23 protein-coding genes and 1 pseudogene are annotated in these 23278 nt (G+C 37.4%); 16 read left to right on the top strand and 8 right to left on the bottom strand.

The genetic code is table 11. The features are described from left to right. Positions 1 to 7 precede the first annotated feature (7 nt). From ACOWPH_RS15135 to ACOWPH_RS15165, 7 genes and pseudogenes are all read left to right on the top strand, one after another. A pseudogene (locus ACOWPH_RS15135) lies at positions 8 to 947 on the top strand (RAMP superfamily CRISPR-associated protein). Further along, entirely contained in the window at positions 944 to 1435 is a 492-nt protein-coding gene (locus ACOWPH_RS15140) for a hypothetical protein (RefSeq protein ID WP_015216206.1), read from the top strand. The pseudogene ACOWPH_RS15135 and the gene ACOWPH_RS15140 overlap by 4 nt, the downstream one beginning before the upstream one ends. Position 1436: 1 nt before the next feature. After that, the gene (locus tag ACOWPH_RS15145) at positions 1437 to 2510 is read left to right on the top strand and encodes an RAMP superfamily CRISPR-associated protein (RefSeq protein WP_015216207.1); all 1074 of its coding nucleotides are present in this window, start codon (positions 1437 to 1439) and stop codon (positions 2508 to 2510) included. After that, entirely contained in the window at positions 2510 to 3142 is a 633-nt protein-coding gene (locus ACOWPH_RS15150) for a hypothetical protein (protein ID WP_015216208.1), read from the top strand. Before ACOWPH_RS15145 ends, ACOWPH_RS15150 begins: the two co-directional genes overlap by 1 nt. A 405-nt stretch (positions 3143 to 3547) precedes the next feature. Next, the gene (locus ACOWPH_RS15155) at positions 3548 to 3769 is read left to right on the top strand and encodes a hypothetical protein (protein WP_015216210.1); all 222 of its coding nucleotides are present in this window, start codon (positions 3548 to 3550) and stop codon (positions 3767 to 3769) included. After that, positions 3766 to 4263 carry a hypothetical protein gene (locus tag ACOWPH_RS15160; RefSeq protein ID WP_015216211.1) on the top strand — a complete coding sequence of 166 codons (498 nt, stop codon included), beginning with the start codon at positions 3766 to 3768 and terminating at the stop codon, positions 4261 to 4263. Before ACOWPH_RS15155 ends, ACOWPH_RS15160 begins: the two co-directional genes overlap by 4 nt. A gap of 30 nt (positions 4264 to 4293) precedes the next feature. Next, positions 4294 to 4698, top strand: a complete 405-nt coding sequence (locus tag ACOWPH_RS15165) for a hypothetical protein (protein ID WP_015216212.1) — start codon at positions 4294 to 4296, stop codon at positions 4696 to 4698. A gap of 377 nt (positions 4699 to 5075) precedes the next feature. Here ACOWPH_RS15165 and ACOWPH_RS15170 read toward each other — a convergent pair whose 3' ends face one another. Continuing rightward, on the bottom strand, positions 5076 to 5369 hold the full coding sequence (locus tag ACOWPH_RS15170) for a HetP family heterocyst commitment protein (RefSeq protein ID WP_015216213.1): 294 nt from the start codon (positions 5367 to 5369) through the stop codon (positions 5076 to 5078). A gap of 1512 nt (positions 5370 to 6881) precedes the next feature. On the opposite strand from ACOWPH_RS15170, the gene ACOWPH_RS15175 reads away from it, so the two are divergent. The 4 genes from ACOWPH_RS15175 to ACOWPH_RS15190 all read left to right on the top strand — a co-directional run bounded on the left by ACOWPH_RS15175 (position 6882) and on the right by ACOWPH_RS15190 (position 13264). Continuing rightward, on the top strand, positions 6882 to 9305 hold the full coding sequence (locus ACOWPH_RS15175) for a sucrose synthase (RefSeq protein ID WP_015216214.1): 2424 nt from the start codon (positions 6882 to 6884) through the stop codon (positions 9303 to 9305). 102 nt (positions 9306 to 9407) lie between these two features. Further along, complete coding sequence (gene pgmB, locus ACOWPH_RS15180; protein ID WP_015216215.1) at positions 9408 to 12338, top strand: beta-phosphoglucomutase; 2931 nt, start codon at positions 9408 to 9410, stop codon at positions 12336 to 12338. Positions 12339 to 12543: 205 nt separating this feature from the next. Beyond that, entirely contained in the window at positions 12544 to 13017 is a 474-nt protein-coding gene (locus ACOWPH_RS15185) for a hypothetical protein (RefSeq protein WP_015216216.1), read from the top strand. Then, complete coding sequence (locus ACOWPH_RS15190; RefSeq protein ID WP_015216217.1) at positions 13007 to 13264, top strand: hypothetical protein; 258 nt, start codon at positions 13007 to 13009, stop codon at positions 13262 to 13264. Before ACOWPH_RS15185 ends, ACOWPH_RS15190 begins: the two co-directional genes overlap by 11 nt. A 27-nt stretch (positions 13265 to 13291) precedes the next feature. On the opposite strand, the gene ACOWPH_RS15195 is transcribed toward ACOWPH_RS15190, so the two are convergent. The 6 genes from ACOWPH_RS15195 to ACOWPH_RS15220 all read right to left on the bottom strand — a co-directional run bounded on the left by ACOWPH_RS15195 (position 13292) and on the right by ACOWPH_RS15220 (position 17504). Continuing rightward, a complete protein-coding gene (locus ACOWPH_RS15195) occupies positions 13292 to 13627 on the bottom strand; it encodes a XisI protein (RefSeq protein ID WP_015216218.1) in 336 nt (111 codons plus the stop codon). Further along, on the bottom strand, positions 13615 to 14034 hold the full coding sequence (locus ACOWPH_RS15200; protein WP_015216219.1) for a XisH family protein: 420 nt from the start codon (positions 14032 to 14034) through the stop codon (positions 13615 to 13617). Before ACOWPH_RS15200 ends, ACOWPH_RS15195 begins: the two co-directional genes overlap by 13 nt. A 92-nt stretch (positions 14035 to 14126) precedes the next feature. Next, entirely contained in the window at positions 14127 to 15395 is a 1269-nt protein-coding gene (locus ACOWPH_RS15205; RefSeq protein WP_015216220.1) for an MFS transporter, read from the bottom strand. Beyond that, positions 15367 to 15819 (bottom strand): MarR family winged helix-turn-helix transcriptional regulator, encoded by a 453-nt coding sequence (locus ACOWPH_RS15210; protein WP_015216221.1) that lies wholly within the window; start codon positions 15817 to 15819, stop codon positions 15367 to 15369. Before ACOWPH_RS15210 ends, ACOWPH_RS15205 begins: the two co-directional genes overlap by 29 nt. Before the next feature lie 19 nt (positions 15820 to 15838). Then, positions 15839 to 16693: an ABC transporter permease gene (locus ACOWPH_RS15215; protein ID WP_015216222.1), complete on the bottom strand. Its 855-nt coding sequence runs from the start codon at positions 16691 to 16693 to the stop codon at positions 15839 to 15841. Then, complete coding sequence (locus ACOWPH_RS15220) at positions 16650 to 17504, bottom strand: ATP-binding cassette domain-containing protein (RefSeq protein ID WP_015216223.1); 855 nt, start codon at positions 17502 to 17504, stop codon at positions 16650 to 16652. Before ACOWPH_RS15220 ends, ACOWPH_RS15215 begins: the two co-directional genes overlap by 44 nt. 144 nt (positions 17505 to 17648) lie before the next feature. On the opposite strand from ACOWPH_RS15220, the gene ACOWPH_RS15225 reads away from it, so the two are divergent. The 4 genes from ACOWPH_RS15225 to ACOWPH_RS15240 all read left to right on the top strand — a co-directional run bounded on the left by ACOWPH_RS15225 (position 17649) and on the right by ACOWPH_RS15240 (position 20541). Then, positions 17649 to 17864 carry a hypothetical protein gene (locus ACOWPH_RS15225; protein WP_042465257.1) on the top strand — a complete coding sequence of 72 codons (216 nt, stop codon included), beginning with the start codon at positions 17649 to 17651 and terminating at the stop codon, positions 17862 to 17864. A gap of 147 nt (positions 17865 to 18011) precedes the next feature. Next, positions 18012 to 19052: a pentapeptide repeat-containing protein gene (locus ACOWPH_RS15230; protein WP_171815809.1), complete on the top strand. Its 1041-nt coding sequence runs from the start codon at positions 18012 to 18014 to the stop codon at positions 19050 to 19052. Between the two features lie 31 nt (positions 19053 to 19083). Beyond that, positions 19084 to 19335, top strand: a complete 252-nt coding sequence (locus ACOWPH_RS15235) for a type II toxin-antitoxin system HicA family toxin (RefSeq protein WP_015216225.1) — start codon at positions 19084 to 19086, stop codon at positions 19333 to 19335. 249 nt (positions 19336 to 19584) lie between these two features. Further along, positions 19585 to 20541, top strand: coding sequence for a DUF4351 domain-containing protein (locus ACOWPH_RS15240; RefSeq protein WP_015216226.1), 957 nt, complete (start codon positions 19585 to 19587; stop codon positions 20539 to 20541). Here ACOWPH_RS15240 and ACOWPH_RS15245 read toward each other — a convergent pair. Beyond that, on the bottom strand, positions 20533 to 20724 hold the full coding sequence (locus ACOWPH_RS15245) for a DUF4058 family protein (RefSeq protein WP_042465260.1): 192 nt from the start codon (positions 20722 to 20724) through the stop codon (positions 20533 to 20535). The two genes, ACOWPH_RS15240 and ACOWPH_RS15245, sit on opposite strands and share 9 nt — an antisense overlap. Positions 20725 to 20872: 148 nt before the next feature. Here ACOWPH_RS15245 and ACOWPH_RS15250 point away from each other — a divergent pair, with 148 nt between their 5' ends. Next, complete coding sequence (locus tag ACOWPH_RS15250; RefSeq protein WP_015216227.1) at positions 20873 to 23095, top strand: FdhF/YdeP family oxidoreductase; 2223 nt, start codon at positions 20873 to 20875, stop codon at positions 23093 to 23095. The last annotated feature ends 183 nt before the right edge of the window (positions 23096 to 23278 follow it).

Here is a 23278-nt window from a genome sequence, read left to right on the forward strand (position 1 = left end):
TAATATTATGCACAAAAAATTTGTTAATCACTGCACCATAGATTTAAGCATCATTCCCGATGGACCCATTCTCATTAAATCTGGTAAAGAAGGAGCAGACCCCACAAATCCTGATATGGAATTTGTCAGAACATTTCATAAGGATGGATGGTCAATTTATTTACCAGGTAGCAGTTTAAAAGGTGCTATTCGCGCTCATGCTGAAAGAATTGTGAGAACAGTAGGAAGTGATAATAATACCAAAAAACTTTGGGCAAGTGACCCAATGAAAGGTGATTATTTACCTAAAGATTTAGCAAGTCACGAAGTATATAAACAATCTTCATTTACTGACCAAATTTTTGGTAATACCTCTATTGCTAGTAGAATCAGAATAGAAGATGCACATCCAGAAGATATCAAACAACTGAGATTAGAAGAACGTAATGGTGTCGCAATAGATAGAGTATTTGGTTCTGTTGCTGTTGGACCATTTAATTATCAAGTTTGTACTGCGGGAGAATTTAAAACTAAAATACATTTAAAAAACTTTACCCTTGCACAGTTAGGTTTAATAGGTTTAGTATTACGAGATTTAAATGATGGTTGGTTTGGTTTAGGTTTTGCTAAATCTCGCGGTTTAGGAACTGTAGAAGTTAAATATAATTCTGCTGTAGTACAGTATCCAGGATGTGTATTAGATAGTGAAAAGAGAAAAATTCATCAATTAGGATCTTCCCAAGAATGGGATGCAAATTATTTACTCGGTGCAGGGGAATTTTTAACTAAAGAAGAATCTGAATAAATATGGCTTTTGTCAACCAGATAAACAAGATTCTGAAGGTTATGCTGAGTCTATGGATTTAAAAATTGGTGTAAAATTGACATGGACAAATAATACTAATTCTGGTGTAAAAGATTTATTTGAACGTGCTGTTAATGTTTGGGGTGAGGTTTTAAAAGCATGAATCAAGAATTAATATCAGGATATATATATCATAAGCAATTGGTATCATCTGATGAACTCGATAACTTAATTACCAAAATTTCTCAACCACCAAATAATTATTACTTTTTACGTTACTCTCATGGTGTGAGTGGAATTTGTCAAAAATTACCCGCAGACAGAGGAGAAATAGAAGGACAGGTTTTCAATTCTCTCTGTGAAATGCGATGGAAAAAATATAAATTGGGTTATGAAGTGTTAATTCTTAGTAAACAGGAATTTAACTTACAAGGATTTGAAAAATTAATTGGTAATTGGGCAATTTTTGATAGAAGTGCCTACTTACATGACCCAGAAGAAACAAGGTTTCCCAAAGGTTTCATCTTTAAAGATGAAGATCATCAACTTATCAAACATGAAGAAATAACAAAAAAAATGCCTATCAAACAAAGATATTTCCAAGATGCTGATACAGCAACTACTCATTTTATCGCTTTAACGGTTAACTAAAATGACAGATATACCCAAACCTAAACCACGAAAAGCCGTACCTTCTCAGCCAGTTTCTCGTGATGATGCGGACATAAATAAAATAGAAAAACCATATAAATTTGTTTCTTTTCCACAAGAACGACCACGTTTAGAACATCCTGCTGGACATGATAAATTTGATAAAAATCGTCTGCATGGAACTTTATTTTTAAAGCTGACAGTTAAAACTTCACTTCATGTTTCTACTGGTGTAGTTGTTCCTGGTAACGATATTGCAACTCGCGTACCTTTAATTAAAACAATGGGACAAGGAGTTGATAAACATTTGATAATTCAAGGAAGTTCTCTTAAAGGTTGCATTCGTGCGGTGTATGAAGCGATTACAAATAGCACTCTTGCAGTAGTTACTTCAAGATATCGGGATAAAATACCCAGTGAAAGATTACCTTGTCCAAATAAAGAACACTTATGTCCTGCTAGTCAAGTATTTGGGGCTTTAAATTGGCAAGGATTAATCGAATTTAATGATGCTAAATGTGAAAGCATGGGTTTTAATACAGGATTTATGCCATCCTTGTATCGTCCGCGTCCTGAACCCGGAAGCGCGTATTTTAACACCAGGGGAAAAGTTGCTGGACGTAAGTTTTATTATCATACAATTCGCGCTATTGAAAAAGGACAAAATCAAGGAATTGCAGTTCAACAAGCTGCTAGAGAATACAGTTTTACAACTCAATTGCAATTTAAAAATCTTAAACCTGAAGAATTAGGAACATTATTTATTGTTCTAGGACAAGATGCTAATTATCCCATTGCTTTGAAAATTGGTGGTGGTAAACCTATTGGGATGGGGACAATGACTGTAGAACTTACCCAAGCTAAGATTTTACAAAATTTTGAGGATTTGCGATCGCACTATTGTAGCTACACCCCCAGCAATGATCATCTTCTCACAGGAGACGCACTGCAAAAATTTATTGAAACTAAAATTAGAACTGCACATTCCCAACTCGTGCAACTTCCCCAACTCCAGCAACTTGCAGAAGTTCTACGCTATCCAACCGACCGAGAACCACCAGAAGGAATGTATTAATGTTAACTACAGAATCTTTAACAGAAAAAGAATCCCAACTTGCACATAATTTAGCCATAACTTTGGTTAAAGAAGAAACGGATGTTAATGAAGTAGGAAAAGTTATTGCATATTTGCGGAGTATTGTTAACCAACCCGACGCAGGACGACGATTTTTTAGCTACCTGAAAACTCTTGTTACTCATGGTAGACAAATTGGACACAGTGGCCGCACCGCAGGTTACTACCGCAGTATAGAAAGTGCCTGTAATCAATATCTGCAAAACCAACAAACCAACGCCCAGACTATGTTAAAAATATTAGGCTGGGCTATGCGTTTGATGCGGTATTACAAGTTTAGTCCCATTGAGGAAATATCTATTTTCCCAATATTGCAGGTTGAAGAAATTTCCGAACGTCAAGCGGAAATTGCAGAATTGTTTCAATCGCAAAAGTTTGAAATTGATCAAGTTTTAGATGCTACTGTACTTGCTGTTAAAGGTAATAAAGTAACTTATGAGATGTTAGGAACAATTAAGCTGACTGAGAAAGAACCGAAAAAAGCAACTTCTCTCAAGGAAGGACAGGTAGTAAATGTTAAAATTACTACTCTGAAGGATGATGGAAGTATTAAAAGCGTGAAATGTATTTAGTGGGTAGTTTTTTCTCAAAGTCTTGCGAAATTCGATGATATTGACTGGAAAATGGCTTATAATCGAGGCGTAGCTTTTAGAGGTTAGATTATGACTGAATCAAGGTCAAACTTCAAAATAGGATTTGACTCGTATTCTGCATGGACGCATTGTGAATCTTTTCAACAACAGTACAAAACTGTTACTCAGTCTCAGGTAACACTCCAGGTTATTACTTATTCTCCCATTTCCCTGGCTTTAAATCCTACTTTTATTATTAAAGTAGCCTAACAAAAAGCCTGCTTGATTATGGTTAGCTCTACTTCTTGTAGAGCTACTATAAAATTTGAGAGAGAGTAAATCTAGTTTGAAAGACGGCATTTAGCTCTCTAGCTTTTTAGCAAAAGTAGAGATTAAAAGTAAATTATGACTAAACAAGAACAAAATAAGGTGTTATTTGTTACTGGTGTACGTGTTGCAATTGATGAGAAACATCGGATGTTAATAGCAGGAATGCTTTCAGAAAGTCCCTTTGCTGAAGATGAGCAAGAATTATTAAATGCACAGCCTATAAATTTTGCTTTTACTCGACAGCACGCAGAATTTTTGAGAGATAGACTAGACGAATTTTTAAGCGGAGAAGTATGAGTTATAGCAGAAGTTCAACGCAGGGAAGTTTATTACCAAAGTCTGAAAAACTTGAAACTAAGACTACTTGGACTAAACGCAATTCGTCTCATTTACGCCTAATTCATTCAGAAGCACCAAAAAGCTCTGCCTTGATTCCTTCTGAAATACAAAAATTAGTTGAAGAACTAGTTGAAAAAATAGAAGGAGTAGAAAGAGTTATAGCAATAGCAACAAGTTTCCCCGATATTCATTGGATTGATTTTAAAATTAGGTCTAAACCGGATACCGAATTATCAGATGAAATCTGGGATAAAATTCAGGATATGGTCATTGACTGTGAATGGAAATTAATAGATGATTCTGCTGAAGAATGGTATTTTCGCCCTCAGATAGTAGATAGATTTTATTTACTAAAAGATGAGGTAATAGCCGATTCAGATAAGAAACAACATACGGTAGTAAGTAAACCAAAAATGTGGTCAAGTAATTCTCCTAAGTTCATTGAGCTTTAATCACCTTTAGATCGGCTTTGCGAATAAATCATGACTTGTAAACGCTACCTTGTGCAAGCTCAAAACAATGAAAATGCAGCACGCAGTATCGAAACAATTTATCCTGATTGGTCGGTAACTATGTGTTTTTATGCAGCACTGCACTGGGTAGAGTATTATGCTTGTCAAAGAGGAGATGACATACCAAGTCAATTCCCGGAAAAATCCCCCCATGACTCTCGTCGGGGCTATGTTCGTAAACTTGCAAAGAAACTTGATAACAGGAGCTTGGAGAAACTTTATAATGACTTGGAAAGCGCAAGTCAAAAAGCTAGATACTTGGAAGGTGTAAAATACATTAGTGCAATAGATTATTTCAAAGGACACGAATCAGAAGTAGGTAAGTCTTTTGAGAAATTACAACAGATAAAAGATATCTTAGATAAGATAAAATAGTTTGTGAGTGAAATTCCCCGCAAGGGGACGGAAACAAACTCTCGTCCTATGCTGAATTGGAGTCCAATCCATTTAATAGATTGATTCCATGCAACGACGGAAATATTAATCCGTGAGATGCTGGATAATTAATTAGATTAATTTCTATCCCATCTCTCTTCCCCGCAAGGGGATTAAAATCAAGCCAACAATTTTAAAAATAGATTATCGTAAAAATATAAACCCCTCCCATTTCACAACCATGAACTTAGCTAAAACCCAACCCACCTTTGAGGAGTTCATAAACTATGGTGGAGTTATTGTTGAAAGTGCTGATTGAGTCCAGAAAAATTTTTGACTGAAATGGTATTACAGCCCACTTCAGCCAATTCTAGTTATTAGTTATTGCTAAAAGCCTGAGATGAACCGATACAATGTGTGCTATTTACAGTGTGTAATTGCTGTTTATTAGTAGATGTTGATGTTGTCACAACTTGGCTATTTTCTTTCATTAAACGGCTATAAGTACGCTGGGGAATATAATGCAGTGGATTGTAGCCAATAAAACGTAAAATTAGCACGCAAGCCCAGGAATATCGACCATCAGCAATAGCTTCAATTACCTGATTTAATTCTTCAGGAGTAATAACATTCTGAACATTTGTTTGAGAAGGAGAAACTCGGTAGTTCATGACTAACCCTGATATAACTTGTATAATTGGGGAATTTGGCGTTACATATTTTCTGGGAGGATGATGTGTTTTAGAGAGGCTAAAAATACAAGTAAAAACATTTAGTTATCACTTGTTGCTACCTCAAGATCATCCAAATATAGAGAGTGCATGACAGAATTTAGGTAACTGGCATATTAGTAGGGTTTTTCAGACCCAATAATTTGGTAACAATCAACAAAAATTCAACATCTGACTTAGCCGACAAGAGACATTTACATGACATCTGTATAAGTCCTATATAAATTACTTTGATTAGCCACGGATGTATATTAGATGATTGATATTTAAGATTGGGTAGATTTAAACTCATATAAATATCAACAGGATTTTTGGCTACACAAAAGTACTTTTTATTTTCTGTACTGCTCTAAAAAAGTTTAATAGCAGTGCTTGTTTAATTCACAACTTAGTGCTGACGTTAGTCCCATTTTTTGGTTTGTATGTATCATTAACAACTCGTGATTATGACAAGTTGTGATTTGACTTGTTTGAGTTTGTAAGTCAGAAATTTTATTAATCATTACTTTCATCTTATCCATGATGCAAATTCTAGACAAATAGCCTGTACTTTAGTGCCTAAGTCAATTTTGCAATTAAAAAATAGGGAACATACACAGTCACATGATATGCAGAATACTATTTTTTTGGAACTAATTTAGCCAATTTGGCAAATTTTATCCAAAAGAAAGTAGAGATTATAGAATTTTTTGTCTATCTATAAAATGCCTATTTAAATACTGTCACAAGAGGCGTTTACAAAATTGCAACTAGCCGCTATTAGAATAATAAGGTTAAAATAATAATCGCAATAGTTGTATATTTACTGTGATTAATGGTCAATTTGATGCACGATGTAGACCTGAATATTTAGATTAATAAAATTGCTGTAATCTATATAGAAAGAGAGTTAATAGCTATTTACATTATTTATCAGTAGTCTGTAAATCTACCAGATTGATCCGATCTCTTTCCTGTTTGTGTAGCGTGGCGTAGCCATATTTATTCGTGTAGGTTGGGAATAGGGAATAGGGAAGAAGGAATAAAAGTGTACTAAGTTTTTAAAACCAAAGGGAAGGTTAAGCCAACAAAAATCAAATAAGAGTTCGATATAAATAGTATTTGAATTTGAAAAAAATCTAAGTATTTGTAGGGTTTGTTAGGCAAAGCAGTGACGCACCATTAATCAAGTTTACGGTGCGTTACGCTATCGCCAACGCACCCAACGTATTTAACCTTGAGACGGTTTTTTGGGTGGGTTTAGCAATTGCACAAACTAGATAAAATAATTCTTAATTAATTTTGTCCTATGTCTAAAGAACTACTTTGACTTTCACTCTTCAGCTAGACGCGATAATTGTTACAAATATTTTACGATCAAAGGCACATACTTAACCCAACCCATCATCTAAAACAATAGTGTTCGAGAGAGAAAAATGGGATTTTCACCTAGCTCAAGTTCGGTAATTCTTTATGTATGAATTATTTCAAGCTATTTTAAATGGTGAAGAAAAAACTTCACTAAGTCAGTTTCTCTTTACTTTAGATACTGGGACTAAACGTTACTTTTTGAGGAATGAAATTTTACGAGCTTTTACTAATTACTGTCATCAATCTCAAAAGCCAGCTTACTTTTATCATTCTTCTTCCCTGGGGACACTGATACACTACACCCACGAAATAATTCTGGACAGGGAAAGTACTTGGTTTGTAGCCAGACCAAAAATAGCTACTCAAGAAGTGTGGAAACTCTCCGCAGATTTTACTAGTTTTGATTTGATGACACCTAAAGCATTTTTAGATGAGTGCGATCGCTTAGTCAACCGTTATCAACCGAATTTACTAGAAATTGACCTCCACCCCTTTTACCAACAATCCCCCAAAATTAGCGACCCCAGAGACATTGGCCAAGGTTTAACTTTCCTGAATCATTATCTATGCAATCAATTTATCACAGACCCAAAATACTGGTTACAACTATTATTTCAAGCATTGCAAGGGGTACGCTATAATGGCGTGAAGCTGTTAATTAGCGATCGCATTCACTCAGGAATCGACCTAGCCCAACAAATTAAACCAGCCATCAATTTTTTAACTGAAAGACCCCCTCACCAACCCTATGAGGAATTTCGCCCTCACCTCCAACAACTCGGTCTAGAAGCCGGTTGGGGTGACAATGCAGGGCGAATTAGAGAAACTCTAGAACTCTTGCAAAGACTTATCGACACCCCCCAACCTTCCATTCTCGAAGCCTTTGTAGCACGTATTCCCGCAGTTTTTCGAGTCGTTCTCGTTTCCATACATGGCTGGGTAGCGCAAGAGGATGTTTTAGGACGAGATGAAACATTAGGACAAGTTATCTATGTCCTTGAACAAGCACGCAGTTTAGAAAACAAACTCCAAGCAGAAATTAAACTTGCTGGTCTTGACATACTGGGTATCAAACCTCACGTAATTATTTTAACACGCCTTATCCCCAACTGCGAAGGTACATTTTGTGATTTGCGTTTAGAGAAAGTTAACAATACAGAAAATGCTTGGATTTTGCGGGTTCCATTTACAGATTCAGATCCAGAAATTACGAATAACTGGATTTCTAAATTTGAAATTTGGCCTTATTTAGAAAAATTTGCTCAAGATGCCAAAAAAGAATTATTAGTACAGTTCAAAGGAAAACCTAATTTAATTATTGGTAACTACAGTGATGGTAATTTAGTCGCTTTTCTCCTCTCCCGTAGCTTGAAAGTTACTCAATGCAATATCGCTCATTCCCTAGAAAAACCAAAACACCTATTTAGTAACTTATACTGGCAAGATTTAGAAGCAAAATATCACTTCTCTGCCCAATTTACTGCCGATTTAATTAGCATGAATGCTGCTGATTTTATCATAGCCTCGTCCTATCAAGAAATTATCGGTACACCAGACACAATAGGACAATATGAATCATATAAATGTTTTACCATGTCCCAACTATATCATGTAGTGGATGGAATTGATTTATTTAATCCTAAATTCAACATGGTGCCACCGGGAGTAAGTGAAACCTTCTTTTTCCCCTATAGCCAAACAGAAAATAGAAATAATCAAGAAAGCCAAGAAATTAAAGAACTGCTTTTTAGCCGTGAAGATACTCACATCCTCGGTAACATAGACGATTTTAATAAAAGACCAATTTTTGCAGTTGCACCTATCACCTCAATTAAAAACCTCACTGGTTTGGTTGAATGTTTTGGTAAAAGTCAAGAATTAAAAAATCGGTGTAACCTGATTTTATTAAGTAGTAAATTATATTCAGACGAAGCCACAAATTTAGAAGAAGCAAAGGAAATTGAAAAACTACACAACATTATTAACGAATATCAACTGCAAGGTCAAATTCGTTGGATAGGAATGCGTTTACCTAGTCGCAACATCGGAGAAGCTTATCGAATAATTGCTGACCATCAAGGTATTTATATTCATTTTGCTCTTTATGAAGCCTTTGGACGCAGTATTTTAGAAGCAATGATTTCCGGTTTACCAACATTTGCAACTCAATTTGGTGGAGCATTAGAAATTATAGAAGATCGAGAAAATGGATTTCACATTAACCCAACAAATTTAGAAGCAACAGCAAAAACAATTATTACTTTCTTAGACAAATGTGATCATAACCCAGAATATTGGACAGAAACATCCCAAGGAGTAATTGCCAGAATTCGCCATAAATACAACTGGAAATCACACACAGAACAATTATTGCTATTAGCTAAAATGTTTAGTTTTTGGAACTTTATCGCACCCGCAGACAACGACGCAAGAGATCGCTATATGGAAACATTATTTCATCTAATTTATAAACCTAGAGCAGAACAAATTTTAGCACAACATCAGACAAAATACGCTCACATTTAAAAATCATATCTCTTTTCTTCCTACTCTTGGGGAACGCTTTCAGCGAACTGCGCCCATGGGAAACATATCTCTATATTCAATTAGCAAGTCATAATGATAAACATGGAAACAAAAAATGATTTTACCTACACAGACTGGATATTAAATGAAATTCAGTTTGAATCTGAAGAATTAAATGCTAGAGAAACAATTTTCACCATAGGTAACGGTTATTTAGGTACAAGAGGAACATTTGAAGAAAGCCATCCTCTTACATTATCGGCTACATTTATTCACGGTATTTATGACGCAGTTCCTGTTGTTTATACCGAACTAGCAAACTGTCCAGACTGGCTGCCATTGGTAGTGATAATTGATGGCGAACGCTTTCGCCTCGATCAAGGTAAAATATTGGAATACAATCGGAAACTTGATTTGCGTCAAGGACTTCTTAGCCGTTCTCTGCGTTGGCGTAGTCCCAGTGGAAAAACAATAAATATCACCTTTGAACGCTTTGCAAGTTTAGCGGATCATCATGTATTAGGGCAACGTTGCCAGCTAGAAGCAGTAGATTTTCACGGATTAATTGAAATACAAGGTAGTATCAACGGCTACCCCGAAAATAAAGGTTTCAATCACTGGGAAGGACTAGAGCAAGGGAAAATCGACAAAGGTTTCTGGTTCCACAGTCGTACCCGCACCTCCCAAATTGATATCGGTATGGCTGCGAGAATGACTATTTCAGGAATTGACGCGGCTCTACAAGTTAATACAGCACCTGGCTATCCTAGCATCAGTGCAACTTTTCTTATTGAACCACACCAGACAGTAACCATAGAGAAGATTGTCACAGTATTTACCTCGCGGGATGTTGAGCAACCAGTTGCAGCCGCACAGGAAAAACTCGCAGATTTAGGAGATTATATCACCTTACGTAATGCTAATGAACAAGCATGGGCAGAGGTTTGGGACAAAAGCGATATTGTGATTGAGGGAGATAACAAAGCCGCTTTTGCAGTGCGTTACAATTTATTCCAACTATTAATTGCTGCTCCCCGTGATAATGAAAAGGTGAGTATTCCCGCTAAAACCCTATCTGGATTTGGCTATCACGGACATATTTTTTGGGATACAGAAATTTTTATATTGCCATTTTTTACATTTACTCAACCCGTAACGGCGCGTAATTTACTTAGTTATCGTTATCATAGTTTAGATGGAGCGCGACGGAAAGCGTCTCATTATGGTTATCAGGGGGCTATGTATGCTTGGGAAAGTGCGGTTACAGGTGATGAGGTAACGCCTCGGTGGGCGCTACTAAGTGATTTTTATGCTGAAGATATACGGATTTGGTGCCGCGATCGCGAAATTCATATTAGTGCAGTTATCGCCTACTCAGTGTGGTACTATTGGCGAGTCACTGGGGACGACGAATGGATGAGAGATTATGGTGCAGAAATCATCCTCGATACGGCTATTTTTTGGGAAAGTCGAGTTGAATTTAATTCTCAAGCCGAACGTTATGAAATACGCGGTGTCATAGGTGCAGATGAATACCACGAGTTAGTACATAACAATACTTTTACTAACCGTTTAGTGCAATGGCATTTAGAAAAAGCTTGTATAATTTATGACTGGCTACAGCGTAGTTTCCCTGAACGTAGTGCAGAGTTAGCAGAAAAATTGCAACTTACCGCTAAAATCCGTGATAATTGGCAAGATATCATCAATAAAATCTGGATTCTCTACAACCCAGAAACGGAATTAATCGAGCAATGTGAGGGATTTTTCCAATTGGAGGATATTAATTTAGCAGACTATGAACCGCGCCAAAAATCAATGCAAGCTATTTTGGGGATTGAAGGAGCGAACAAACGCCAAGTCCTTAAACAACCAGATGTATTAATGTTGCTCTATCTCATGCGGGAATCTGCTGACTTCCCTTACAGCGAAAAGATATTACAGGTAAATTGGGACTATTACGCACCCCGCACAGATATTAGCTATGGTTCTTCTCTCGGACCCGCAATTCACGCCATTTTAGCCGCAGATTTAGGCAAAACCCAGGAAGCTTACGAACGCTTTATGCAAGCAGCAATGGTGGATTTGGAAGATAGACGTGGGAATACAAATGAAGGTATTCATGGTGCTAGTGCTGGGGGAATTTGGCAAGCTGTGGTTTTCGGCTTTGGTGGTATCCAGTTTACCGATAATCAACCCGTAGCTCATCCCCATTTACCTCCAGGTTGGACAAGGTTGAAGTTTAAATTATACTGCCGTGGGAAATGGTATGAATTTGATTTACGCCAGGAATTGGGGACTGGGGAAGGGCGGGGATACCTCGCCCCTACTATCCGAGGAATTATCTTCGATTTAGATGGTGTGTTAACTAATACCGCAGAATATCATTATTTAGCTTGGCAGAAATTAGCAGATGAGGAAGGTATACCTTTTAACCGTCAAGCTAATGAGGAGTTGCGGGGAATCTCCCGACGTGCTTCACTGATGTTGATTATTGGCGATAAACGGTATTCGGAAGTGCAAATTCAAGAGATGATGGAACGCAAAAACGACTATTATGTAGAGTCGATTCAAGACATCACACCCAAGGATTTGTTACCCGGTGCGGTTTCCTTTTTGGATGATTTACGTCAAGCTGGATTGAAGATAGCGCTTGGTTCAGCGAGTAAAAATGCCCGTGTAGTCATTGAGAAATTGGGAATTGCTGATAAGATTGATGCGATCGCAGATGGTTATAGTGTCCAAAAACCCAAACCCGCACCAGATTTATTTATCTTCGCAGCCCAGCAGTTAGGACTTCCAGCCAAACAATGTGTAGTTTTTGAAGACGCAGCCGCAGGTGTAGAAGCTGCTTTAGCCGCAGGTATGTGGGCTGTAGGAATAGGGCCACCGGAAAGAGTCGGGGCTGCTCACATCATTTTACCTAATTTAGCAGGTATGACATGGGAAAAGTTGCAAGGTAAATTTAGGGATATTGCTTTACAAAAACGTAAGAATTCAGGAGTCAGGAGTCAGGAGTCAGAATGCTTATGAAATGAAAAATAGAGAGGAGAGAGATTTTATCAAAATCATCAAAGTTGACTAAAAAAGCTTTATTCTCCTGACTTTTGTATTCTCTATCCTGAATACTTACACAAAAACAATAGGTGTTGGTGAATAAAAGTATGAATTTGTCTCACGCAGAGGCGCAAAGAGTAAGAGTTTGAGAAAGGGAATTTTTGATTTTCATACCTCAAATATGGCTATCGCCAACGCCTACAAAAAACAATATAGCATTTCGTTTGTATACTCATCATATCTGTTGGGTCTGGTAACTGGTCATGTACTAAAAATATGGAACTCAAAACATAGAGAGTATTCTAATGGTAATCATGAAATAGCAATTGATTGTTTTTCAAGGGTTATTTTGGATCAAAGAACATTGGCTTCATTTTTAGTTAAATTTGGAATGGAAACATTAGATGCAACTGGGAATGTGAAATATTTAAGCAAAGCTATCGAATTAGATAATAACTTAAAACACGATTACAGGTTGTTTGAAAGATTAGGTATTTCTTATTATAATATTGCAAAAGCCAATTCAGAAAAATTTAGTGAAAATATTGAAAAATCAATCATAAATTTTCAACTAGCACTTGGGTTAAATCCAGGCAACCCAAATTTATCCAACTATTTAGCTAATGCAAAACAGCTTAATCAACATGAAAATTAAAGGAATAAAACGCGGTCAAACTATTGAAATCTTAGAGCAACTAAATAACATTCCTGATGGAACAGAAATAATAATAGATTTAGAATTTGTTGAAAAGCAAATACCAGAACCAAAAATACATTTAACAGAAGAGGAGAGATTAGCTAAATTAAATAAATTATTTGGTGCGTGGAAAAATCAACCTGATTTAACAGAAATATTTGCAGAAATTAACCAACAATGCCATGCTTACCAAGGTAGATCATAGACTGAATTGATAATCATCAATAATTCCCTAACCCACAGCATATTCTGTAAACTTCCTCATAAAAGGAGATTGAAATCCCAAGACAATATCCTCCTTTGGAACTCCCACCGCAACTAAATTCTCTGCAATATCATCTTCAGTACCATTCCATTGCAGCCAAATTTTTTCACCTTTAATATCAATATGAATAATACAACTATGTATCCATTCTTGACCTTCCCAACCTACATGAACTATTTGATAGTGGTCACGTTGTGTATCAAAAATTGTCTCAACTTCTATATTTCCACTAGCAGGTTTTTGTTCGCTATATTCTTGTAAAATCTGCTGTACAAGCTGGCGATATCTAGTTAGTTTATCCATTCTGCAATCACCTCATGCTCTACATTATAAATAATCATTTTGACTTGATTCTCTTCAATCATATCTCTAGGAAAATCAAGATTAAAAAATGTCTTATAAGTTGTTAAAGGTACTGCTAAATACAAAACACGATCTGGCTGTCGTCTTCTTAATGCACCTCTATAATTAATAAACTGTCCTAACGCTGTATGAAATTCCGAAATTGCAGATGATCTCTCCAAAAAACTTTTGATTTCAACAGCAATTTTTTCTCCTTCTTTTTCCGCCGCAATCAACTTTTCTGCGGCTAAATCAATAGACAAATTTACTCCACCCACACTAATTGATAGGGGATCATGAGTAATCTGCCAACCGTCCTTCTGTAGAGCTTTTTTGACAACTTCATGAAAGACATCTTTAGCCGACATACTGATCCCTAATTATATTTCCTACATAGATATTACGATATTAACGCATTTCTTCCTCTCTGCGACTCTGCGCCTCTGCGTGAGCTTTTCCCCTATAAATCCTCATGCAAAGCCCCTAACTTCCTAATATCCGGCCAAATCATCGCCGTAGCCACCACCACCAAAATTGTTCCAATACCCCCACCAACCACAGACAACACAGGCCCAAATAAAGCCGCAGTCAAACCAGATTCAAAACCCCCCAACTCATTAGAAGCACTGATAAACACACTATTGATAGCTGCCACACGACCCCGTAAATGGTCAGGAGTGCGAATTTGCACCAAAGTATGACGAATCACCACGCTAATGCTATCTAACGCCCCGCTTAATGCCAACATCAACAACGACAACCACACCCAACGAGATAACCCAAAAATAATTGTCACAATCCCAAACCCAACCACAGACCAAAGTAAGGCCGGCCCGGCTTTGCGGATAGGTGGTAAATATACTAACAATGCAGCCATGCTTAATGCACCTATGGATGGCGCTGCTTGCAAATAACCTAATTCCACAGGCCCCACTTGCAAAATATCCTTAGCAAAAACGGGTAATAATGCCACTGCACCACCCAATAAAACTGCAAATAAATCTAGGGTAATGGCTGCGAGAATTAGTTGATTATTCCAAACAAACTCAGCACCAGCAGCTAGAGATTTCAGGGATATTGGTTCTTTTTTAAAGTTGGTTTTTTGGGGTTTGATTGTTGCGGTGAGGAAAAAACATGATAGTGCTGCGATCGCAGATAATATATATACCCATGTCGCACTTCCAAAAATAGCAATGCTAAATCCTCCCAAAGCTGGCCCAATTACCGAGGCTAATTGAAAGCTACTACTATTCCAAGTCGCTGCATTAGTAAAAGCACTCATCGGTATTAACTGCCACATCAACGCATCACCCGCAGGTTTGAGAAATGCCCTAGCTACACCTGTTAGCAGCAAGCAACCATAAACTAGAAAAACTGCACCTTTGTTAAATGAAATAACAGCCAAAGCTATTGAGCAAAGGGCTAATAGTAAAATTGAAAATAAAGTAATCTTTTTCCGGTCATTTTTATCAGCAACGTGTCCCGTAATCAAAGTCAGGGCAATCATGGGGACAACTTGCGCCAGTCCTATCAAACCCAAAACCATCGCTGAATTTGTTCGCTCATATAGCTCCCAGCCCAGCGCCACAGTCTGCATTTGTCCCCCTGTAAAGAGGAGTACACGCCCAATGCTAAATAGCCGATAATCTCGAAATCTCATGGCTGCAAAAGGATCGTGTTGTGCAGCCTTAGGGTTATGATCAGTTGGTTTCTGTTTGCTCGAAGACATTTTTTAGTAGAGTCAAGCCGGATTCAATATGTGATACTTGCTCTGGTGTCAAACCCTCTAGAATTTCCGCAATTTCAGCGCGAGTTTTCTCCTGGGATTGCTCTAACAATACCTTTCCTTCCTTTGTCAAATTCAGGACTACTCGTCGCCGTTCTTGAGGGTTATCAGTACGTTGCACCAGATGACGTTGGACTAATCTTTCTATCGTTGTTGATGCTGTAGCACAGGTGACTCCTAAATGATCTGCTACCTCAGATAAGGAAGCACCGGGATTGCGATTGAGAAATGCAAGCGATCGCAATTGAGGTATAGATAAAGAGTCAGAACTGTGCGATCGCATTTCGGCTCGGATAAACCGCATCAATAAGGGGACGGTTTCCATCACCCTAGCGGCACATTCTTCAGAGGGTTTATCCAAACTCATAAAACTGTTTTCTCCTACATTACATCGCCACCCGTGGATAAAGTCGTCCACAGATGTAAGTCAAACCTATTAATGTTAGCAAGAGAATTGTACAGTCTAACCCGAATCCATAAATACTGGAGCCATTAGCCAGCATTGCACCCCGTAAAGCATCAACTTCATAGGTTAAAGGATTTATACTCGAAAGAATCTGTAACCAAGTCGGCATCAACGAGATCGGATAAATCGCATTACTGGCAAAAAACAACGGCATTGTAATCAATTGTCCAATTCCCGTAAACCTTTCCCGCGATTTCACCAAACAGCCAATGATGAGTGAAAAAGTACAAAAACAACCTGCTCCCAAAAACACAATTAGCACGACTTGCAAAAAAGCCAAGGGATGGAGATTGAGTTTTACACCCAACAAAAAAGCCAATAGATAAATCAATACCACTTGGGAAAAGCAACGAATCCCCGCAGCAAAAGCTTTACCCATGACAATTGCCGCACGGGGTATGGGTGCAACTAAGAATTTCTGCACAATCCCTAAATCACGTTCCCAAATTAAGGTCATCCCCCCGCTAAAAATGGCGACAAACAGCGCACTTTGAGCCAGAATACCAGGAGTCATGAAATCTAAGTAAGGTAAATTACCTGTAGGAATAGCACGAGTCCGAGTAAAAACCTGCCCAAATATCAGCAGCCATAAAGCTGGTTGTACTGCCCTAATCACTAAATCACTAGGATCATGGCGCAGTTTTCTTACTTCTAATTCAGTAATTACCAGGGTTTTGGTAAATAGTTCTTTAATACCAAAAAAAACCCCCTTTGGGCGCTGATATTTAGTTTCAACCCAACCGTTGAGTGGTACGTCTAGTTCTGGCTGTTTCACGATAACTCACTCCTGATACTAATTGATTTCCTGCGTAATGGATGAAGACATCATCTAAGGTTGCGTCTGGTTTTGCGATCGCTGCTTTTAAATCTGCGGGTGAACCGGTGATAATTTCTTTACCCTGGTTCATAATCACAACTCGGTTACAGAGAGTATTTGCTTCTTCTAAAAAGTGGGTAGTTAAAAAGATAGTTGTACCAAAATTAACCCGCAGTTCTTCCATCAGCTGCCATACTTGCGATCGCGCTACAGGATCTAATCCCACTGTTGGCTCATCTAGAAATAAAATTTGCGGTTGATGTAAAATGGCTTGGGCAATTTCCAATTTCCGAATCATCCCCCCAGAGTAAGTTCCCACTAAGCGATGTGCTGCATCCTCCAAACCCATGAATTCCAGCACTTCAGCAATTTGCTGTTTTCTCCGTCGAGAGGGAATATCATACAATTTAGAGAATATTAAAAGATTTTCATAACCAGTTAAACTCCCATCTGCTGATAAAGCCTGGGGTACATAACCGATAACTCTTCTGACTGATTCCGGTTGACGAGTCACATCATAACCAGCTAAGTATGCTTCCCCGCTACTAACTGGTAGCAAGGTAGTTAACATTTTAATTACTGTACTTTTCCCCGCACCATTGGGGCCTAGTAACCCAAAAACTTCTCCCGCTGTTACGGAGATATTTAAGCTATCAACGGCTGTAAATTTATCAAAGCGGCGCGTCAGTTCCAAGGTTTGCAATATTACCGACGTTGGAACTTGTGCAGGTATTTCCGCAGATTCTATTCTTCCCGTAAGTTTCGTCACGAGTAGGATTTACTTCCTTATTCAAATAATTAGGCTACCTAAATATTAGTTTGGCATATTTCTTCTAAAAGTCAAGAGCCAGGATTAAGGATAATAACCCCAGTCCCAGCAAAATCATTTTCGCTACGAGTAATAATTAATACTGTGTTTTCACTAAAAGAATACGGATTAAATGAACCGCAAAGACGCAAAGGACGCGAAGTAAAGAAAGAAAGAAAGAAGGAAGAAGATAGATTCGTAGATTGGGTTGAGGCACGAAACCCAACCTACAAAAAAATGGCTACAGTATTGGTATTGCTTACTAATTTTACTTTTTATCAAAATAGCCTTTTCAGTAAAGTCCAAAATATGAGAAAGTAGTAAAGCGTAAACTCAAACTTTAGCTAATTTTTCCAATCTTGGTGCTATAGAGAAAGGATAACGTAGTTTTCATTTTTACTAATGAATGAACATATGTCGAGAATTATTACTTTTGCTTTCGTAATTGTTTCTTTAGCATCCATTATTATGATAATAATGATCCCACATTGGCAAGTTACATCTTTACAGCAAGATATTGAGCGATTACAAGTTTTATTTTCACAACAACATATTGATAAGATTCAAATTGATAATTTGAGAGATATTGCTATTCTAGAAAAATCCCGCCTTGATGCTGAAAATGCTGCTCGTGCTGTCATATCTCAAGGCACAGGTGGTTTCTTTATTTTTCTAACAGCTTTAATTTCCTTCTTGAACTACATTCAAACTAGGCGTAATGTTACTCTCTCTGAGGAAAAGCAAATTACCGAACGCTTTGCAAAAGCCGTGGAGATGTTAGGACACACAGATATTCATATAAGATTAGGTGCAATTTATGCACTTGAAAGAATTGCTAACGATTCTGATAAAGACTACTGGCAGATCATGGAAATTCTCACAGCTTACGTGCGAGTAAAGTCTCCTTATCAATATACTGCAAATATCCGACAAAACTCAGAATATGAACCTTTTGTAGAACTACCAATAGATGTTCAAACAGTTTTGACCGTTATTGGTAGGCGTAGAAATTACGGGGAAGGAGAAGTACATTCTTTAGATTTGAGTGGAAGCAACCTTAGAGGAGCTAGACTTGAAGAAAAAGCCAACCTTAACAACGTCAATTTTATGAGAGCTAATCTCAGTGATGTTTATTTTAAAAAAGTGGAACTTAAAGGAGTTAACTTTTACCAATCCAACCTTGAGAAAGCGAATCTTGAGCAAGCTAACTTAAGCAATGCGGAACTCGGATCTACTAACCTATCTAAAGCTATTCTTGCTAGAGCAAATCTGATGGGAGCAAAATTAGAATGTGCAGACCTCAGCTATTCGGCGCTTGAAGGAGCTGATTTTAGTGATACTGACTTTGTAGCAGCCGATATCCTATACACTAGCTTCTACAATGCAAAAAACCTCACACTAACTCAAGTCAAAAAAGCTATTAATTGGGAAAAAGCCTACTATGACCCTAACCTTCTCAAACAACTAGGTATAACAGACACAAATACAACTAGCGAAAATAATTCATAGCTTGCTCAATTACCTCTTCATACACGTCATCATGGTTAGAGATATTCAGTTTACTGATCTAGAACAGTTGCTTTTTAAGATAGGTTTTACTAAAGTACCAACAACAGGTTCTCAACAAATCTATCAATATCCATCTTCAGGAACTTTGGTTATTTTACCAGCTTACGAACAACAGGCATATATTCAGCCTGTGCATTTGGTAGCTGTACGTCGAATATTGCTAGAAAACGGGTTAATCAATACCAATTCTTTCGACAGCTTTTTAGGAAAGGTTGCAAGCTAAAGCTGAAGGAGTTGTTGTTAGAGTTCTGGAATAACCATAATGGGGTTTAAATGCAAGATAATTCTATTGTACTTTCAGCACTTCTCGGTTAAGGTCAAAAAATAGAATTACTTAGGGATAATTTAGGGGATGTAAAAGTATTGAATACAACACCAAAAAATTTTCAAACATCCTCTTACGGAAAATTCATAACTGCTATATAATGGAATTCCAAATTATTTCCCAGATTTTACTCAAAATTAAAATTTAATGACTAGGTTTATACATGATAAATTCGCCAAAGACTATCTAGAAGAATTATTAAAAGATTACGGAGAAGTCAAAGCATCAGAAAAAGTCTCAGGAGAAATTAAAGAAATAGATGTTTTATTCACACCTGCTAAACAACAAACTTCTAAATTACAAATACTGGGGTTACTAGGAAGACTTGCCGAAAACCCTGCAATAATAGAACCATACCGCAATCCAGCTTCTACCGATGAAATCTGCGACTGTATTCTCAAGTTATTAGAAGTCAAGGCTTCATTGCGACGAGAAGCCAAAGCCAATAAAATCAAACTTCAGGACTCAGAAATTCCTAAATTGTGGATTTTAACCCCCACTATATCTGAAACTCGTTTATCTAGCTTTGGAACTATCCAAAAAGAAGATTGGTTATCGGGAGTACATTTTTTAGCAGATGCCTTACGGACAGCAATTGTGGCAATACACCAACTACCACAAACACCGGAAACTTTATGGTTGAGGCTTTTGGGTAGGGGAAGCGTACAATCACAAGCAATTATCGAGTTGCAAGCGTTACCATTAGATCACCCTTACCAAAAAGCTACCCTGGAATTAGTTTACAACTTGCGCGAAAATTTGAGAGTAAATCAAGAACTAGAAACAGATGATAGGGAGTTAATTATGCGACTAGAACCACTTTATCAAAGAAATAGAGAACAAGCTAAAGAAGAAGGAAGACAAGAAGGAAGACAGGAAGGAAGACAAGAAGGAAGACAAGAAGGAAGACAAGAAGGAAGACAAGAAGGAGAAAAAGACTTAATACTGCGTCTACTACATCGCCGGATTGGGGAAATTGAGACGTTATTAATCGAGCGAATTACAGGATTATCAATTGAACAGTTAGAAAATTTAGGAGAGGCATTATTAGACTTTTCTAGTGTTGCTGATTTAGAAGCTTGGTTAACCCAACACTCAATCTAATTCCTTAAACCTAGCAATTGAATAATCAATTGCTAAATCAAATCTAGCCCGTTCATAGATTCCATTAAGTAGCCTGTTTAAATCAACCGCAGGCTCATTTTTTACTGGTTGTTTAACAACATATTCTATAACAGGAATGAATTGGCTATAATTAGGTATTAACTGACTGCCGAAAATTCCCATATCATATCAAGTACGGATGATTAGTTATAATAAAGTTTATCAATGTAGGTTGGGTTGAACGCCAGTGAAACCCAACCTACAGATATTATAAGTGTTTAACCGAACCTGATATTATTGTTAACAATACTCATTAATTCAAGGTGATGTTATGAGTGCTGACAAAACACCAGATGTCGGTGGAGGAATGCCTGTCATTAAATACTGGGCAGAAAAGACGATCTCTGCTGATGGTGTGCAGATTTGGCAAAAGTTATTGCACAAAAGTGCTTGTCTTTCTTGCGCGTGGGGGACAGGTGGACAAAAAGGTGGTTTTGTGAATGAAGATGGGGAAGTATTGCAACGTTGTGCTAAGAGTATAGAAGCGATCGCATCAGAACTACAAGCAGCAACTTATTTTGAACAGCAGTATACCTTGACACAGTTGCAGGAATTAAATTCCCAGTCAGCAAATAATTTAGGTAGATTGAGTCATCCGTTGATTTTACGTTCTGGGAGTTCGCAGTATGAACGAATTTCATGGGATGAAGTTTATCAAATTGCAGAGATAGCATTTAGAAAATCACCACAAAGAATAGCTTCCTACAGTTCTGGGAGATCATCGAATGAAGCAGCCTTTCTGTTACAGTTAATGATGCGATCGCTTGATTCCAATAATTTGGCTGATTGTTCAGATTTGTGTCATGCAGCATCGACAGTGGGATTAAAACAGATGTTTGGTTCTGGGACTTCAATGGTAAGTTTAGAAAGTCTCAAACAATCTGATTGTATAGTTTTGATTGGTTCTAATGCCCCCGCAAATCATCCCCGATTGATGAATGAATTGATTAAGTTACGGGAAAGAGGTGGAAAGGTAATTATTGTCAACCCAACTATAGAAGTTGGTTTAGTGAAGTTTGCATCTCCAGCTTATCCTATAAAATCCATGTTGGCTGGTGGTTCGGAAATTTCTTCACTGTATCTACAACCAATTCCCGGTAGTGATGTCGCTTTATTTGTGGGGATACAAAAATCTTTAATTGCCCAAAATTTAATTAAACCAGATTTTCTCAAAGCCTATACAGAAGACTGGGAAAATATTATTAAATATGCCGAATCTACTTCTTGGGAAACAATAACTGCAACTTGTGGAATTTCTCAATCTGAGATTAATGCTGCCGCACAAATAATTGGCACATCTACCTGTGTAGTATTTGCTTGGGCAATGGGAGTTACACAACAAGAAAATGGTGTTGATAACATTTATAGTATTGCTAATACCGCACTTTTAACAGGAAATGCCGGCAAACCGGGTGCAGGAACAATGCCGATTCGCGGACACTCAAACGTGCAAGGATTTGGCTCAATGGGTGTCACTATCCACTTAAAAAAAGAAATTCAGCAAGCTTTAGAAAAACTTCTACAACGCCCACTCAGTCGTATTCTTGGCTATGATACTAGGGCATTAATTACAGCGGCAGAACAGGGAGAAGTTGATACTTTGATCTGTTTGGGTGGAAATCTCTATGCAGCAAACCCAAATTTAAACCAAGCAAAACAAGCTTTGGGAAAAATAAAAACCATTTTTTATGTGGCCACAAAACCAAATCTCGGACATTTTCACGGTTTAGCCAAGCAAAATACGATTATTCTGCCAGTATTTACTCGCTTTGAGAATCCCCATAAAACTACCATAGAATCTGGTAATAATTTCGTTCGTCTTAATGATGTAGGCACAACTCATTTAAAAGATGCTGATTTAATTTCGGAAATAGAATTAATTGTAGAAATTGCCCATAGAGTTTTAGGAGATGATCCTGTAAATTGGCGCAAACTCCAAGATCCAAAATATGTTCGTGAGTTGATTGCAAAGACAATTCCTGGTTATGAAAAAATTGCAACTATTGATAATGTAGGAGAAGAATTTACTATTTCTGGACGGATTTTTAATGAACCAAAATTCGCCACAGATACAGGTAAAGCCAAGATGTTTGTTACTGATTTACCAAACTTGAATTTACCCAGTCAAACAGATTTTGGTTTAAGTGAATCAATCCCAGGTATTGTTTTAATTTTGGGAACAGGAAGAAGTTATTCTCAACACAATACTGTTGTTTATAAAGATGGAGATTATTATCGCGGAATACCACATCGTAACTGTATTTTGATGAATCATGACGATATAGAAAAAGCTGGTTTCAGGCAACATCAACGGGTAACAGTTCAAGGTGATGCGGGTAAATTAGAAAATGTGGAAATTATTTGTGGAGAGATTCGTCAAGGTGCAGCGATGATGTTTTATCCTGAAGTAAACGTAATTTTTCAAGCAAAAATTGATCCGCATTCTGGTACACCTGCTTATAAAAGAGTGCCAGTATTTGTTTATCAAGAATAAATTCCGAAATTAAAATTTTGAATTAAATAAGATATCAAGAATAATTGTAGCTTGCTTCCCGTTCGCAAAGTGTGCCGTAGGCATAGGGTACGCAGATAAACACAGATAAAGATGGTTTTGCGTTGAAAAAAGTTAGGATTTGGCACAACTTCACAAATAAATGGTAATGGACTGCATTGTCCC

Source organism: Anabaena sp. PCC 7938 (genome assembly GCF_049315035.1).
GTDB classification, from domain to species: domain Bacteria; phylum Cyanobacteriota; class Cyanobacteriia; order Cyanobacteriales; family Nostocaceae; genus Anabaena; species Anabaena cylindrica.